Origin of the sequence: Rhizobium sp. L43 (genome assembly GCF_002531725.1) — a bacterium.
GTDB lineage: Bacteria > Pseudomonadota > Alphaproteobacteria > Rhizobiales > Rhizobiaceae > Rhizobium.
Genome location: NZ_NWSQ01000005.1, coordinates 57,538 through 72,840 on the forward strand (window position 1 = coordinate 57,538; position 15,303 = coordinate 72,840).

The 15,303-nt window shown below is 59.1% G+C and carries 17 protein-coding genes; 11 read left to right on the top strand and 6 right to left on the bottom strand.

Annotated elements, in window-relative coordinates:
* Window positions 1-14 precede the first annotated feature (14 nt).
* Together CO667_RS07355 and secB are read left to right on the top strand one after the other, a co-directional pair.
* Window positions 15-521 carry an FxsA family protein gene (locus tag CO667_RS07355; RefSeq protein ID WP_097618085.1) on the top strand — a complete coding sequence of 169 codons (507 nt, stop codon included), beginning with the start codon at window positions 15-17 and terminating at the stop codon, window positions 519-521.
* Between the two features lie 126 nt (window positions 522-647).
* Complete coding sequence (secB, locus tag CO667_RS07360; RefSeq protein WP_097617769.1) at window positions 648-1,130, top strand: protein-export chaperone SecB; 483 nt, start codon at window positions 648-650, stop codon at window positions 1,128-1,130.
* A 67-nt stretch (window positions 1,131-1,197) separates the two neighbouring features.
* Here the strand turns inward: secB and dnaQ are convergent, their stop codons facing one another.
* From dnaQ to CO667_RS07385, 5 genes are read right to left on the bottom strand one after another with little or no spacing between them, the layout of a single operon-like run.
* Window positions 1,198-1,911, bottom strand: coding sequence for a DNA polymerase III subunit epsilon (gene dnaQ, locus CO667_RS07365; protein WP_097617770.1), 714 nt, complete (start codon window positions 1,909-1,911; stop codon window positions 1,198-1,200).
* Window positions 1,904-2,515: a dephospho-CoA kinase gene (gene coaE / locus CO667_RS07370; RefSeq protein WP_097617771.1), complete on the bottom strand. Its 612-nt coding sequence runs from the start codon at window positions 2,513-2,515 to the stop codon at window positions 1,904-1,906. The genes dnaQ and coaE overlap by 8 nt, the downstream gene beginning before the upstream one ends.
* Window positions 2,515-3,372 (bottom strand): shikimate dehydrogenase, encoded by an 858-nt coding sequence (locus CO667_RS07375; protein WP_097617772.1) that lies wholly within the window; start codon window positions 3,370-3,372, stop codon window positions 2,515-2,517. The genes coaE and CO667_RS07375 overlap by 1 nt, the downstream gene beginning before the upstream one ends.
* Window positions 3,365-3,964 carry a Maf-like protein gene (locus CO667_RS07380; protein WP_097617773.1) on the bottom strand — a complete coding sequence of 200 codons (600 nt, stop codon included), beginning with the start codon at window positions 3,962-3,964 and terminating at the stop codon, window positions 3,365-3,367. Before CO667_RS07380 ends, CO667_RS07375 begins: the two co-directional genes overlap by 8 nt.
* A gap of 32 nt (window positions 3,965-3,996) precedes the next feature.
* Entirely contained in the window at window positions 3,997-4,818 is an 822-nt protein-coding gene (locus tag CO667_RS07385) for a pyruvate, water dikinase regulatory protein (protein WP_097617774.1), read from the bottom strand.
* A gap of 195 nt (window positions 4,819-5,013) precedes the next feature.
* Here CO667_RS07385 and CO667_RS36235 point away from each other — a divergent pair, with 195 nt between their 5' ends.
* The 9 genes from CO667_RS36235 to CO667_RS07430 all read left to right on the top strand — a co-directional run bounded on the left by CO667_RS36235 (window position 5,014) and on the right by CO667_RS07430 (window position 14,102).
* Window positions 5,014-5,145, top strand: coding sequence for a hypothetical protein (locus CO667_RS36235; protein WP_280953210.1), 132 nt, complete (start codon window positions 5,014-5,016; stop codon window positions 5,143-5,145).
* A gap of 73 nt (window positions 5,146-5,218) precedes the next feature.
* On the top strand, window positions 5,219-6,265 hold the full coding sequence (hemE, locus tag CO667_RS07395; protein ID WP_097617775.1) for a uroporphyrinogen decarboxylase: 1,047 nt from the start codon (window positions 5,219-5,221) through the stop codon (window positions 6,263-6,265).
* A gap of 2 nt (window positions 6,266-6,267) precedes the next feature.
* On the top strand, window positions 6,268-6,804 hold the full coding sequence (gene hemJ, locus CO667_RS07400) for a protoporphyrinogen oxidase HemJ (RefSeq protein WP_097617776.1): 537 nt from the start codon (window positions 6,268-6,270) through the stop codon (window positions 6,802-6,804).
* Between the two features lie 197 nt (window positions 6,805-7,001).
* Window positions 7,002-8,267 carry a transcription termination factor Rho gene (gene rho, locus CO667_RS07405; protein WP_003571435.1) on the top strand — a complete coding sequence of 422 codons (1,266 nt, stop codon included), beginning with the start codon at window positions 7,002-7,004 and terminating at the stop codon, window positions 8,265-8,267.
* 204 nt (window positions 8,268-8,471) lie between these two features.
* Window positions 8,472-9,791, top strand: a complete 1,320-nt coding sequence (mnmE, locus tag CO667_RS07410; RefSeq protein ID WP_097617777.1) for a tRNA uridine-5-carboxymethylaminomethyl(34) synthesis GTPase MnmE — start codon at window positions 8,472-8,474, stop codon at window positions 9,789-9,791.
* Window positions 9,792-9,852: 61 nt separating this feature from the next.
* Window positions 9,853-11,730, top strand: a complete 1,878-nt coding sequence (gene mnmG / locus CO667_RS07415) for a tRNA uridine-5-carboxymethylaminomethyl(34) synthesis enzyme MnmG (protein ID WP_097617778.1) — start codon at window positions 9,853-9,855, stop codon at window positions 11,728-11,730.
* A gap of 25 nt (window positions 11,731-11,755) precedes the next feature.
* Window positions 11,756-12,373, top strand: a complete 618-nt coding sequence (gene rsmG, locus CO667_RS07420) for a 16S rRNA (guanine(527)-N(7))-methyltransferase RsmG (RefSeq protein ID WP_097617779.1) — start codon at window positions 11,756-11,758, stop codon at window positions 12,371-12,373.
* Between the two features lie 19 nt (window positions 12,374-12,392).
* Complete coding sequence (locus CO667_RS07425) at window positions 12,393-13,187, top strand: ParA family protein (protein ID WP_097617780.1); 795 nt, start codon at window positions 12,393-12,395, stop codon at window positions 13,185-13,187.
* A gap of 33 nt (window positions 13,188-13,220) precedes the next feature.
* Window positions 13,221-14,102 (top strand): ParB/RepB/Spo0J family partition protein, encoded by an 882-nt coding sequence (locus CO667_RS07430; RefSeq protein WP_097617781.1) that lies wholly within the window; start codon window positions 13,221-13,223, stop codon window positions 14,100-14,102.
* Between the two features lie 150 nt (window positions 14,103-14,252).
* Here the strand turns inward: CO667_RS07430 and holA are convergent, their stop codons facing one another.
* Window positions 14,253-15,293 carry a DNA polymerase III subunit delta gene (gene holA, locus CO667_RS07435; protein ID WP_097618086.1) on the bottom strand — a complete coding sequence of 347 codons (1,041 nt, stop codon included), beginning with the start codon at window positions 15,291-15,293 and terminating at the stop codon, window positions 14,253-14,255.
* Between the last annotated feature and the right edge of the window lie 10 nt (window positions 15,294-15,303).

Sequence of the window (15,303 nt, forward strand, 5' to 3'; positions counted from 1 at the left end):
GGGACATGACGACCATGCGTTTTTCCATCCTGCCAGCTTTCATTCTGCTGCTGCCACTCGCCGAAATTGCCGGTTTCGTCGTCGTCGGCCGGGCAATCGGATTGTGGCTGACGCTGGCGCTTGTCATGCTGGGCTTCGTTGTCGGGGTGGTTCTGCTGCGCAGGCAGGGCATCGGTATTTTGCGCCGCATGTCGAGTGAAGGACGAAACGGGGTGATGCCGGGCCGCGACCTGCTGCGGCCGGCGATGAATGTCATCGCCTCGCTGCTGCTGATCATTCCCGGCTTCCTTACGGATATCATCGCGATCCTCATTCTCATTCCGCCGGTGCGCGATCTCGTCTGGCGGGCGATCGCCAAACGCTTCGTCGTCGTCAATGCCAAGGGCGGCTTTTCCCCTGGCCCGCAACCCGATTTCCGCGACCGCAAGCCAAACTCGAAGGTGGTGGATCTCGACGACGAGGACTATCATAGGGAACCTGACCGCAACTCGCCGTGGTCCGGCAAACATCTCGGCGATTGAGACGCTTCGACCGATCAACTGCGCCAAGCCCAGGTCAGGCGCCCAGGCCAAGCGCTCAGGGTTGTAAGCCCTTCCCTGAAATGTTAGATGGCGCGCACCATTCCCATGCCCCTCGAGGAAAAGCCAATGGCAGACGATAACAACAGCAACGGTGCGGCCAGCCCCACCCTTTCGATCCTTGCGCAATATACCAAGGATCTCTCCTTCGAAAATCCGGGCGCGCCGCGTTCGCTGCAGGCCCGCGACAAGGCGCCGACGATCAACATCAATGTGAACGTCAACGCCAATCCGCTTTCGGATACGGATTTCGATGTCGTGCTATCGCTGAATGCCGAAGCCAAGGACGGCGACAAGACGGTTTTCCATACCGAGCTTGCCTATGGCGGCGTCTTCCGCGTTGCCGGTTTCCCGCAGGAACACATGCTGCCGGTTCTCTTCATCGAGTGCCCGCGCATGCTCTTCCCCTTCGCCCGTCAGATCATCGCCGACGTCACCCGCAACGGTGGTTTCCCGCCGCTGATGATCGACCCGATCGACTTCACGCAGATGTTCGCTCAGCGCGTTGCCGAAGAACAGGCCCGCGCCAAGGTTCAGGCCGTTCCGAACTGAACCGATCTTTGCTGTTTTGATATGCGGATGCCCGGGCAAGTCCCGGGCATTTTCAATTGAGGGCTGGTTAATCAGCGTATTTGGCCCAGATGCCTTTGTCGCCGAGCTTGGCGACGAGCGCCTCATGCGCCTGCGCCTCGGATTGGCTGAGGCGCGGGGCGAGCGGTCGGGGCCTTTCGAGCACCGATGCAATCACCACGTCATCTTCCTCCGCCCGATCGCCGCGACCGTTCTGGCCTGATGTAGCGGTGCTCAGGCCGAAGGCTGCCTGTCTGCCGCCGATCATCTCGATATAGACTTCGGCAAGCAATTCGGAGTCGAGCAGCGCGCCGTGTTTGGTGCGGTGCGAATTGTCGATGCCGTAGCGCCGGCAGAGCGCGTCGAGCGAATTCGGCCCCATCGGATGTTTGCGCCGCGCCATCGACAGCGTATCGACCACCCTCTCCGGCAGGATCGGCGGCAAACCGATCCGGGCGAATTCGGCGTTGATGAAGCCCATATCGAAGGTGGCGTTGTGGGCGATCCACTTGGCATCGCCGAAGAAGGTCAGGATTTCTTCGGCAACGTCGGCGAAAGGTTTCTTGTCCTTCAGGAACTCGTCGGTGATGCCGTGCACGGCGAGCGCATCCGGATGAACCTTCTGATCTCCCGGATTGATGAAGATATGGATCACATTGCCCGTCGGAAAATGGTTGAAGAGCTCGATGCCGCCGATTTCGATGATGCGGTCGGCGCGGTTGTCGAGGCCGGTGGTTTCCGTATCGAAAATGATCTCACGCATTCCGGAAATCTCCCTTGGCAATCCGCGTTTTCAGGTCGGCGACGATCGCGAGCACCCGTTTTTTCGTGACCGCGATCTTCTGGCTGGTGTCGATCAGATAATCGGCCCGGCGGCGCTTTTCGGCGTCCGGCGTCTGACGGGAGAGAATCATATCGAATTTTTCCTCGGTCATGCCTGGTCGCGCAAGCACCCTTTGGCGCTGAATCTGTGGATCGGCGCTGACGACGACGATGACATCCACTCTTTCCCAGGCGCCGGTTTCGAAGAGTAGAGGAATATCGAGCAATACCATCTCGGCGCCGGCGGCGCGCTGTCGCGCCAGAAATTCCGTCTCGCGTTTGCGAACCAGCGGATGGACGATCGCCTCCAGGCGTTTGAAACCGTCGGGATCAAGAGCAAGCTGGCGGCCGAGTTCATGCCGGTCGACCGCGCCATCCTTCATTGTGCCGGGAAAAGCGGCATCCACCAGGGGTGCAGCCTCACCGGTATAGAGATCGTGGACCACGGCATCGGAATCGTTCAACGGAATTCCCGCCTCGGCGAAGAGCTTTGCCGCCGTCGATTTTCCCATAGCGATGGAGCCGGTGAGGCCGATCGTCAGCATCAGTGCGCTTCCATATCGGCGATGATCAGCCCGCGCAGCGCCGCGTCGACGACCGGACGCCGGCCGAACCATTTCTCGAAGCCCGGCACGGCCTGGTGCAGAAGCATGCCGAGACCATCGACGATGGGAAATCCCTGCGCTTCCGCCTGCGCCAGGATCGGCGTCTTCAGCGGGATATAGACGATATCGGTGACGACGGCATCGGCTGCAAGCGGCGTGAAATCGAGGTGCGGTGCGGCCTCGCCGTCCATGCCGAGCGAGGTCGTGTTGATGAAGAGACCGGCGCCTTTCATGACTTCGGCAAGTGCGCCGGCCGGGTGGGCCCGAACTTTCGGGCCAAAGCGATCCGCCAGTTCACGCGCCCGTTCGACGGTGCGGTTGACGACGTGGATCTCCCTGAAACCGCGATCGCGGACCGCCTGGATAATCGCCCGGCTGGCACCGCCGGCGCCAAAGACGACCGCCGTATCATGCCGGTCCCAGCCCGGATGGCGTTCGTCGAGATTGGCAATGAAACCGCGACCGTCGGTATTCGTCGCATGCAGGAGGCCATCTTCGAGCCAGAGCGTGTTCGAAGCGCCGAGTTCACGCGACAACGCGTCCGGCTTATCGGCGAGCCTGAAAGCCAGTTCCTTGTGGGGAATGGTGACATTACCGCCGACGAAGCCGGAGCTGCCATCTTTCAGCGCGGCAATGAAATCGGCAAAGGCCTCGGGCGCCACTTCATGGGCGCGGTAGCTGCCTGGCAGGCTGAGCGTTTTCAGCCAATATCCATGAATCAACGGCGAGCGCGAATGCTTGATCGGAAAGCCCGTGACAAACGCTTCCGGTCCGAATGTTTCACGTGAATCACCCATCGATCGCTCCGAGATCTCGCAATTTTTTTAACAGCGGCAGCATCGGCAAGCCGAGAATGGTGAAATAATCACCCTCGATTTTCTCGAAAAGCTGAATGCCCTCCCCCTCCAACTGATAGGCGCCGACGCTGGAAAGCGCCCTGTCGCCGACGCGCGCCAGGTGCCTGGCGATGAAATCCGCCGCCAACGGCCGCATCGTCAGTTCCGCATGGGCGAGATGCTGCCACAGAACCACGCCGTTGCTGACGATCGCGACGGCGCTGTTCAAGCGGTGGGTCGTTCCCGAAAGGGCTTGAAGGTGATTCGCCGCATCGACCATGTCTTTCGGCTTATGGAAGACACGGTCGCCAAGCGACATCGTCTGATCAGAACCGATAACCAGGCCGTCCGGAAAACGGCTGCTGACATCCTCGGCCTTGGCCTTGGCCAGGACGAGGGCGACGGCATCCGGCGTTGCGCCGGCGTTTTCCAGCGGAGCTTCGACCGCTCTTTCATCGATGTTGGCGGCATGCGCCTCGAAGGATAGACCGGCATTTTCCATCAGCATCCGCCGAAAGGGGCTCGATGATGCAAGGATGAGTTTGGGTATCATGGCTTCCTCGGGGTGCCGGCTTCGGTCAGCGCTTAGCGCAGCTTCGGGCGCAGGGCAACGATTGCCGCGGCGGTTTCCTCGATTGAACGGCGCGTCACGTCGATCAGCGGCCAGTTGTGGCGGGCGCAGAGCGAGCGGGCATATTTCAGCTCCTCGGAGATCGCGGCGCGGTCGGTATAGTGTTCGCGATCAAAACCCTGCGTCGCCCCAAGCACACGGTTTTCCCGCACCTGGGAAATGCGGTCGGTGGTGGCGATCAGGCAGACGATCAACGGTTTGCTGGCGATGAACAGGCTCTCCGGCAACGGCACGCCATAGACAATCGGAATGTTTGCCGTCTTGATGCCGCGGTTGGCGAGGTAGATGCTGGTCGGTGTTTTCGACGTGCGGCTGATGCCGATAATGACGACATCGGCATCGTTGTAGTCGTCCGGCATCTGACCGTCGTCGTGGTCCATGGTGAAATTCAGCGCTTCGATCCGCGCGAAGTAGCCGGCATTCATCACATGCTGGGCGCCGACCCGGCGGCGCGACGGGGCGCCGAGATAGATCTGGAAGGCATTCATGACCGGCTCCAGCACGTTCACCGAGGCGACACCCATTTCGACGCAGCGCTCATCGATCAGGCTTGCAAGCTCGCGGTCGACGATCGTGTAGAGCACGATGCCCGGCGCATCGTCGATCGCCTGCAGAACCGGCAGCAGCTGTTTGCGGTTGCGGATCAGCGGATAGACGTGTTCGATCGGCTGAGCCGATCGGAACTGCGCCGATGCAGCGCGGCCGGCGGAGATCAGAGTCTCTCCCGTTGAGTCAGAAATCAGATGCAGATGAAAGAAGTTCGTTCTGTTCTCCACGCTATTTTCCGCTGCCTGTTGAAAAGACTTGATGAAACAGAGCTACGGTGCCGAGGCGGCCTCCGGCAAGGGAAAACATGCCTCCTTATCCACATTTCGGATTTTGCGGATCGGTTTCGGTCGGCCCTGTGGACGATGGGGAAGAGATCGATTTCTTGAAAACTGGTCCACAGCCTATCCACAGCTACGAAAAAAATGACCGATCCGGAAGAACTTGGAATCATTTTCAGATTCGGCTTTTCCCCGAACGTCGGAAAAAACGGCGAAATCCTTCCAATGTTTTTTGCCGGTGCGCGACAAATGGCATCGGCGGTGGATGGATTTTAATCCTTGATAGACACCGACTCTAAGAAATAGAAACCTTTTAAAATATCTTTGATTTTTTATAGGGAAGAAGCGCTTGAGCGAGACGCGCCGAAAGATCATGAGGGTTCTGGATGGCGAAAGCCTCTCGCCTCCTCCTCTCTGGCTGATGAGACAGGCGGGACGTTATCTCCCGGAATATCGAGAGACGCGAGCTAAGGCCGGAAGTTTCCTCGATCTCTGCTATTCGCCCGATCATGCCGTCGAAGTGACATTGCAGCCGATCCGCCGCTATGGCTTCGATGCCGCCATTCTGTTTTCCGATATCCTGGTCATCCCCGACGCGATGAAACGGAATGTCCGGTTTACCGAGGGCCATGGCCCGGAGATGGATCCGATCGATGAAGCCGGTATCGGCAGATTGAATGGCGAAGAGGTTGTCGATTATCTCAGGCCGGTTCTGGAGACGGTGCGGCGGCTGCGTGAGGAATTGCCTGATGAGACGACGCTGCTCGGCTTCTGCGGCGCACCCTGGACGGTTGCGACCTATATGATCGCCGGTCACGGCACGCCGGATCAGGCGCCTGCCCGCCTCTTCGCCTACAGGTATCCCCGCGCTTTCGAACATCTCCTGATGCTGCTGGCCAACGTCTCGGCCGATTATCTCGTCGCTCAGATCGATGCCGGCGCCGATGCCGTGCAGATTTTCGATTCCTGGGCCGGCGTTCTCGGTGAGAAGGAGTTCGAGTCTTTCGCGATCCGGCCGGTTGCGCGGATAATCGCTTCGGTCAAATCGCGGCGGCCGCAGGCGCGCATCATTGCCTTTGCCAAGGGTGCGGGCTACCAGCTGAAGACCTATCGTCAGAAGACCGGCGCGGATGCGATCGGCCTCGACTGGTCGGTGCCGCTGGCCTTTGCCGTCGAACTGCAGAAAGACGGGCCGGTTCAAGGCAACCTCGATCCGATGCGGGTCGTTGCCGGCGGCCGGGCGCTGGAAGAGGGTATCGACGATATTCTGCAGCATCTCGGCAATGGGCCGCTGATCTTCAATCTCGGTCATGGCATCACGCCGCAGGCCGACCCCGAGCATGTGCGGCTGCTGGTCGATCGCGTGCGGGGTGGGCAGATGCGGGGGGACGCGTGACGATGGAAAGGCAGACGGACCGGAGACCTGGCGCCTACGCCCGGCGCCGAGCCCATTTTGCGTTGGCCTTCTTCGCGCTGATGGCGGTCGGGCTTTTCGCCTGGAACCCCGACAATCTCTATCTCTGGATCAAGGCGCTGCATATCATTGCGGTCATCTCCTGGATGGCCGGCCTGTTTTATATGCCGCGGCTGTTCATCTACCACACCGATGCCGAACCGGGTTCGGTGCAATCGGAAACCTTCAAGGTGATGGAGCGCCGGCTGCTTCGAATCATCATGACGCCGGCAATGATGCTGACCTGGATTTTCGGCCTCTATCTCGCCTGGTCGGTCTATGGATTCCAGGGTGGCTGGCTGCATGCGAAGATCGGTCTCGTCGTGCTGTTGACCGGCGTTCATATGTTTTTCAGCCGCGCGGTCAGCGCGTTCGAACGGGATGAAAATCGCCGTTCCGCCCGTTATTGGCGGTTCATGAACGAGGCGCCGACGGTGCTGATGATCGTCATCGTGATCCTCGTGGTGGTGAAGCCATTCTGAGGCAAAATCAGCCTCAGGTTAAATTTGCTTCATTTTAAGCAGCCCTCTTGCGGCAGCGATCACGAGTCGCTATTTTCCGCGCATCTCATCTACGTGGCATGTGTGTAGAGTTCAGTCGTCTGCGAGCCCTTCGCAGTACCGAATACGACCCAACATCGCCTTTCCCCTTCGAAATTGAAAAGAGTATTGGTCACTTCATGGCTGAAATGAAGCTTCAGGAACTTAAGAGCAAATCCCCGACGGATCTTCTGGCTTTCGCCGAATCGCTCGAGGTCGAGAATGCCAGCACGATGCGCAAGCAGGAGCTGATGTTTGCCATCCTCAAGATGCTCGCCAGCCAGGATGTCGAGATTATCGGCGAAGGTGTCGTCGAGGTGCTGCAGGACGGGTTTGGTTTCCTGCGTTCCGCCAATGCAAACTATCTGCCGGGTCCTGACGATATTTATATCTCGCCTTCGCAGATCCGCCGTTTCTCCCTGAAGACCGGCGATACGGTCGAGGGACCGATCCGTGGACCGAAGGAAGGCGAGCGTTATTTCGCGCTGCTCAAGGTCAACACCATCAATTTCGACGATCCGGAAAAGATCCGTCATAAGGTTCACTTCGACAATCTGACGCCGCTCTATCCGAACGAGCGTTTCAAGATGGAACTCGATATTCCCACCTCCAAGGATCTGTCGCCGCGGGTGATCGATCTGGTGGCGCCGCTCGGCAAGGGCCAGCGCGGGTTGATCGTGGCGCCTCCCCGCACCGGTAAGACCGTGCTGTTGCAGAACATTGCGCATTCGATCACGGCAAACCATCCGGAATGCTACCTCATCGTCCTGCTGATCGACGAACGCCCCGAGGAAGTAACCGACATGCAGCGCTCGGTCCGGGGCGAGGTCATCTCCTCGACCTTCGACGAACCGGCTGTGCGCCACGTCCAGGTGGCCGAAATGGTCATCGAAAAGGCGAAGCGCCTGGTCGAGCATGGGCGCGATGTCGTCATCCTGCTGGATTCGATCACCCGCCTCGGCCGCGCCTACAACACCGTCGTTCCCTCTTCCGGCAAGGTCCTGACCGGTGGTGTCGATGCCAACGCCCTGCAGCGGCCGAAGCGCTTCTTCGGCGCCGCACGTAATATCGAAGAAGGCGGCTCACTCACCATCATCGCCACGGCGCTGATCGATACCGGCAGCCGTATGGATGAAGTCATCTTCGAAGAGTTCAAGGGTACCGGCAACTCGGAAATCGTTCTCGACCGCAAGGTCGCCGACAAGCGCATCTTCCCGGCGATGGACATCCTGAAGTCCGGCACCCGCAAGGAAGACCTGCTTGTTCCACGCCAGGATCTGCAGAAGATCTTCGTGCTTCGCCGTATCCTGGCGCCGATGGGCACGACGGATGCGATCGAATTCCTGATCGACAAGCTCAAGCAGACGAAGAACAATTCCGACTTCTTCGACTCGATGAATACGTAATCCTTAGCCGGATTCAGCTAAAGCGTATCGTGTCAACCCGATCGATGCGATGCGTTTTGGCTCCTTATTTTACGCATGTCGTGCGGAACCGCTGCCGACTGCCGGGCGACATGCAATGATCAGAGCTGGAGACATCGCCACGATGTCGCCAGCTTTTTCTATTTGAGAGGGATCAATTCGGATTCCAACCGACGGACCAGCGATATGGAAATGTTGACTGATACCATATTTGCGCTCTCGAGCGGTCCCCCGCCCTCGGGTGTTTCGATCGTTCGCATCAGTGGCCCGTCAACCCGGGAGCTGTTGATCAGGCTGGTCGGATCGGTGCCGGCCGATCGGCATGCTTCCTACCGAACGATTCGGACTCGTAACAACCAGCCGATCGACAACGGCCTCGTGCTGTTTTTTCCGGCCCCGCATTCGTTTACCGGCGAGGATGTCGCCGAGCTGCAGATCCACGGCAGCCGGGCCGTGCTGGCGGCGCTGTTTCACGCGCTTGGCGATGTTCCGGGTGTGCGGATGGCAGTAGAGGGCGAGTTCTCGCGCCGGGCTTTTGAAAATGGCAAGCTTGATCTCGTCGAGGCCGAAGGCTTGGCCGATCTGATTGGCGCCGAAACCGAGATGCAGCGACGCCTTGCGATCGAGCATAGCGCCGGCGGACTTTCCGCCATTTACGATTCGTGGGCGGAACGATTGACGCGGGCGCGGGCGCTGATCGAAGCGGAACTCGATTTTCCCGATGAGGACGATGTTCCCGGTTCGGTGTCTGACATGGTCTGGGCCGATATGGCGAAGCTTCGCACCGAGATCGAAGAACACCTGGCTGCGGCGTCGGCCGGCGAGGTCATCAGGGACGGTTTCAAGGTCGTCATCGCTGGCGCGCCGAATGCGGGGAAATCCAGCCTGCTGAATGCTCTAGCACGCCGCGACGTGGCGATCGTCACGGAGATCGCCGGAACGACGCGCGATGTTCTGCAGGTTGATCTCGACATTGACGGTTACCTGATCAAGCTCTACGACACCGCGGGCCTTCGGGAGGCGGACGACCGGGTCGAAATGGAAGGTGTACGCCGGGCCCGCGTCGCGCTGCGTGATGCCGATCTCGTTCTGTTGCTGGTCGACATGGCAAATCCCCTGATCCCCGACGACTTGGACCAGACCTCTCCGCATGTTACTGTCGGGACGAAAAAGGATCTGATCGGCGTCGGCACAGATCGATATGACCTGCAGATCTCGACGGCGACGGGCGATGGTCTGCCGGAATTGCGACAGTTGATCGGCACTCTAGTCGCCGAACGTTTCGGCGGCCTGTCGATGGCGATTCCGAGCCGGCAACGGCATAAGGATTCGCTAGCGAAATGTTTATTGGCGCTAGACACGGCGATTTCGCAAACAGACGTGGATCTCGAATTGCGGACCGAACAGCTTCGCACCGCGGCCGAATATTTGGGTAGGATTACCGGAAGAGTTGATGTCGAGCAGCTGCTCGGGGTGATCTTCTCGGAGTTTTGTATCGGCAAATGATTCACGTGAAACCTTGAGCCTTCGGGATTCACGTGAAACGTCTGCTCGAATGGAGTTTGAGATGAGCGACAATGTCTACGATGTGATTGTCATCGGCGGCGGCCATGCGGGGTCGGAGGCAGCCAATGCGGCTGCGCGCCTCGGTGCGAAAACCGCTCTGGTAACGCATAGGCGGGATACGATCGGCGTCATGTCGTGTAATCCGGCGATCGGCGGGCTTGGTAAAGGCCATCTGGTGCGCGAGATCGATGCCATGGATGGCCTGATGGGTCGCGTTGCCGACGCCGCGGGCATTCAGTTCCGGATGCTGAACAAAAAGAAGGGCGCCGCTGTCCGCGGACCGCGGACGCAGGCCGATCGCAAGCTCTATCGCCTGGCCATGCTGGCGGCGATCGAAGCGACACCCGACCTTGAAATCGTCGAGGGCGACGCGTTTGATCTGGATATTGCCGACGGCCGGGTCACCGGCGTTATTATGAAGGATGGCCGGACCTTGAGGACGCCAGCGGTGGTTCTGACCACCGGTACCTTCTTGCGCGGGCTCATTCATATCGGTTCGGAGAAGACACCGGCCGGCCGCGTCGGTGAAGCCCCGTCGATCGGATTGTCCGCCACCCTGGCCAGGCTCGGGCTGCAGTTGGGGCGTCTGAAAACCGGAACGCCGGCACGGCTGGATGGAAAGACGATCGACTGGCAAGCCGTGGGCCGTCAGGGGGCTGACGCCGATCTTATCCCCTTCTCGTTTATGACCGACGCGATCACCACGCCGCAGATCGAGTGCGGGGTCACCAGGACAACCGAAGCAACGCACCGCATCATTGTCGACAACATCATGCGATCGGCGATGTATTCCGGCCAGATCGAAGGCGTCGGTCCGCGCTATTGCCCCTCTATCGAAGACAAGCTGGTAAAGTTCGGCGAGCGCGACGGACATCAGGTCTTTCTGGAACCCGAAGGGCTCGATGACGATACCGTCTATCCGAACGGGACCTCGACCTCTCTTCCCGCAGAGGTCCAGGCCGAATTTATCAAGACAATTCCCGGTCTCGAGAAGGCGCGGATTCTCCAACCGGGTTATGCGATCGAATATGACCATGTCGACCCGCGGGAGCTGACACCGTCGCTGGAGGTCAAGCGGCTGAAAGGTCTCTTCCTCGCCGGCCAGATCAACGGCACCACCGGTTATGAAGAGGCGGGGGCGCAAGGCTTGGCGGCCGGACTGAATGCTGCGTTGCGAAGCAGCGATTCGGAACCGTTTCATTTTAGCCGCACCAGTTCCTATATCGGCGTGATGATCGACGATCTGACCTCCCGCGGCGTTACGGAACCGTACCGAATGTTTACCTCCCGGGCGGAATATCGCCTGACGCTCCGCGCCGACAATGCCGATATGCGCCTGACACCGTTGGCGATGCAGCTGGGCTGCGTCAGCGCCGAGCGCGGGCGGCGATTCACGGCCTATCAGACGGATATCGACGCCGGCCGAGCGCTGCTGCAGTCGCTGGCGGTGACGCCCAATGAGGCGCGACGCGCCGGCTTGAATATCAATCTGGATGGCCAGCGCCGAACGGCCTATGACCTCCTGTCTTATCCCAATTATGATTTTGCCGTGCTTCGGCATGTCTGGCCGGAGGCCGTTGCCGGGATCGCGCCAAAGATTGCGGAAGCATTGGAAATCGAAGCGGGTTATTCGGTTTACCTCGATAGGCAGGCGTCCGCGATTGCCGATCAGCAGCGCGACGAGGAACGGCAGATCCCGGCCGACTTTAATTACGGCGCCCTCTCCGGCCTGTCGAATGAGCTGAAGACGAAGCTGAATGCCGTGCGGCCTTTCAACATTGCCCAGGCTGCCATTGTCGAGGGTATGACGCCGGCAGCCATTGCGTTGCTGCTGGTGCACCTGCGTCGACAGAGTTCTTCGGTACGCCACACAGCCTGATTACCAGATTTGAGAGTCTTTCAGAATGGAATTGAACGGCTTGCGTGTTTCACGTGAAACACAGGAACGGCTCCAGCACTTCGCAACGCTCTTTCAGAAGTGGGCGAAGACCATCAATCTGGTGGCGCCATCGACGCTCGATGATCTGTGGCATCGGCATATTGCCGATAGCAGCCAGATTTTTCAGATCCATCCGCAACCGATTACCTGGGTGGATCTCGGGAGCGGCGGTGGTTTCCCTGGGGTGATCACGGCGATCTACCTGGCTGAATTGCAGGACGGATGGGTCCACCTGGTCGAGAGCAACCATAAAAAAGCAGCGTTTCTGCGGACGGCGCTGCGGGAGACCAATGCGCGCGGCAGCGTGCATGCCATTCGAATCGAAGATGCGGCTGCCGAAATCGGCGATTGCGGCGCAATCTCGGCCCGAGCCCTGGCGGATCTCGACGGACTGATCGGCTATTCGGCCGCCTGGATGCTTGGCAATGACAATTGTCGTGGCTTCTTTCATAAAGGCCGGGATTACCTGAGGGAAATCGACAAAGCCCGTGGTCGGTGGGAATTCGATCTGTTAGAACATAAGAGCGCCGTCGAGCAGGAATCTGTTATTTTGGAAATATCGAATCTCCGGCGCTTGGTTTAACAGATCGGATATTGCTGCAATGGCTGGCGAACGACACCGAATAATCACCATCGCAAATCAGAAGGGCGGCGTTGGTAAAACCACCACCGCGATCAATCTGGCAACGGCCCTTGCCGCTATCGGTGAGCGTGTCTTGATCGTCGATCTCGATCCGCAGGGCAATGCCAGCACTGGCCTCGGCATCGATCGTCGCGATCGGAAACTCTCCTCCTATGACCTTATGGTGGGGGAGCGCAGCATCAGCGACGTCACCCTTGAAACGGCGGTGCCCAACCTTTTCATCGTTCCTTCGACGATGGATCTGCTGGGTATCGAGATGGAGATTTCACAGCAGAGCGACCGGGTGTTCAAATTGCGCAAGGCGCTGTCGTCGCCCGAGGCAATGGCGTTTTCCTATATTCTTCTGGATTGCCCGCCGTCGTTCAATCTGCTGACAATGAATGCCATGGCGGCAGCGCATTCGGTGCTGGTGCCGCTGCAATGTGAATTCTTCGCGTTGGAGGGGCTGAGCCAGTTGTTGGAGACCGTCAGCCAGGTTCGTCGAACGGTTAATCCGCGCCTGGACATTCAAGGAATCGTCCTGACGATGTTCGATGCGCGCAACAATCTTGCCCAGCAGGTGGTCAATGATGTGCGCACACATCTCGGAGAAAAGGTTTATCACACGTTAATTCCGCGCAATGTCCGGGTTTCCGAGGCGCCCTCCTACGGCAAGCCGGCTATTCTTTATGATCTGAAATGCGCGGGCAGCCAGGCCTATCTGCAGCTGGCCTCCGAGGTCATCCAAAGGGAACGCCAGAGACTGGCCGCGTAATTATCATATCAGGGGCGTAGGTGAGTGTAGATCATGAATGACGATGTATCGAAGCGGCGATTAGGCCGCGGCCTTGCGGCGCTGATTGGGGAAATGGATCAGCCTGTTCCGGTGGAAGCTGAGCGGACCGTCAGTGCCGACCGCATGATCCCGATCGAGTTTGTCAGCCGCAATCCGCGCAATCCACGTCGTTTTTTTGATGACGCCGAACTGCATGATCTTGCCAGTTCTATTCGCCAGCACGGGATCGTGCAGCCCATCGTCGTGCGAACGATGGACCGGGACCGATACGAAATCATCGCCGGCGAACGCCGTTGGCGGGCAGCCCAGCTGGCCGGGCTGATTGAGATCCCCGTCATTATTCGTGACGTCGATGACAAGACGGCGTTGGAAATCGCCATTGTCGAAAACGTCCAGCGGGCGGATCTCAACGCGCTTGAAGAAGCTCTGGGTTACGAGCAGCTTATTGCCGAATACGGCTATACCCAGAATGATCTCGGCGAAATCATCGGCAAAAGCCGCAGCCATGTCGCCAACTCCCTGCGTCTGCTGAAATTGCCCGATCCGGTGCGTGACATGCTTGCCGCCGGCAGCCTGTCGGCTGGCCATGCCCGCGCCCTTGTTTCCACCCCCGACCCGGCAAGCCTTGCCCGTACGATCGTTGCCAAGGGCATGTCGGTGCGCGACGCAGAAAAGCTGGCGCAAAACAACATCAAGGCGCAATCGGAGCCGCAGCAGCCGGCGTTGCGGCGAGATCAGAAGGATTCTGATACGATCGCCCTAGAGCGGACGCTTTCCGATGCGCTCGGCCTCGATGTTTCGATCAATCACAAGACCAGCGGTGGCCAGATCAAAATCTCCTACAAGTCGCTTGAGCAACTCGAGGAAATTTGCCGCTTGCTTGAGAGGCGGTAACCAAAGCGCGTCGCATCAACTGTTCATGCGACACACTTTTTGTTTTCCGCACGTCTTTATCCCGGAGCCGCTGCCCACTTTCGAGCGACATGCATAAGAGCGGGTCGCCGTAGAACTGATTCACGCGGCCCCGCACTCCGGGTGATATGGTCAGGCGGATTTACGACCGGATTGAAGGGTGGTGGAGAGGAGCGTCTGCATCGCCACGCTGTCTTCCAGAACCTGTCGCCGGCGGCTTTGCAGAATTGCGGCCTGCAGACGATTGGATTCCCGGGCGATGCTCTCCGCGGTCCACTGCCGCAGGGCCTGTTCGATGATCGGCTTGCGGCGGAAATGCAGATGACGCCCCATCGTCTGCATGATCTGAGGTGCCTGCAGGCGCTTTTCTTCCATTTCGGCCCGCATGGTATCGAGAAGCTGAAACTGCTTCAAGCAGGCCTGCAGCACGAGAAAAATCGCCGTTTTCGAGCTGCTGATCTTCTGCATGGCATGCAGAAAAGCGTTGAGATCGCCACTCAGGATGGCGTCGACGGCATCGTCGACGGAGATCGCGCTCGCGTCACCGATTATTTCGGTAACGTGATGTTCTTCGACTGTCGGGAAGCCGCGACAATAGAGGGCAAGTTTACGCACCTCGTTGCGCGAAGCGATGCGGTCGCCGCCGATCAATGCGACCAGCGCCTGGCGCGCAGCCGGCGTGATGCCGAGCTTTTCTGCGCCAAGTTCCATGTCGATCAAGGCATTCAGGGCGCGGCTGTCATCGGCGTAAGACGGGATCGTCATGATCGATCGCGCCGTCTCGGCCGTCTTGCGAAGCAGGGAGCCCTTCTTCAGGTCTCCGGCTTCCACGATCAGATGGGCGGCTTCAAGCGGCTTTTCGGCCAACAGCGCCAAGGGATCGACAAGATATTTTTCATTGGCGGCGCCGCGGATCCAGATCAGTTTCTCACCACCGAACAGGCCGATGGATTGAACCTCGTCGACCAATCGTCCGGGATCCTTCTGCAGGTCGGAGATATCAAGTTTGGTCAGCGAGAAGGGATCATCGAGGGCAACACCGGTCTTGCCGGCGAGCAGACCGGCACGTTCGGAAACGAGGCCGCGATCCGGCCCGTAAATGACGAAGATCCGATAATTTCCAGCCGATTTCTGCAGGAAGGTCTCGAATTCGTGGGATTTTATCTCCGCCACATCGCAGCCC